This window comes from Stenotrophomonas sp. SrG (genome assembly GCF_050031795.1).
GTDB lineage: Bacteria > Pseudomonadota > Gammaproteobacteria > Xanthomonadales > Xanthomonadaceae > Stenotrophomonas > Stenotrophomonas rhizophila_A.
Genome location: NZ_JBNBBE010001332.1, coordinates 1 through 236, shown reverse-complemented (window position 1 = coordinate 236; position 236 = coordinate 1). Strand labels below are relative to the sequence as shown.

1 protein-coding gene is annotated in these 236 nt (G+C 69.9%); it reads right to left on the bottom strand.

From position 1 onward, the window contains the following. A partial coding sequence (locus ACQG3P_RS23755; RefSeq protein WP_426806421.1) for a catalase occupies nt 1-198 on the bottom strand: 198 nt, incomplete at its 3' end. Nucleotides 199-236 lie beyond the last annotated feature (38 nt).

Sequence of the window (236 nt, the reverse complement as noted above, 5' to 3'; positions counted from 1 at the left end):
TGCGTCGGCCGCCCCGCGTTCGCCGGCGTCGGTGGAGAAGCGGACGAACACGGGCGTGGACCGGCCGATGCCGGCAAACACATATGCGCTGCAGTAGAGGGAAATATCCGCCGTGACCGTGAAGCTGCCGAACGCACCAGCCCCCGGCGCCGTCCTGTGTGGATGGCCTCGGTGGGGGGGGTCGCGCGTCGCGGGTATATGAGGCTCGCCAGGTGCGACGTCACCGTCACGGCGGA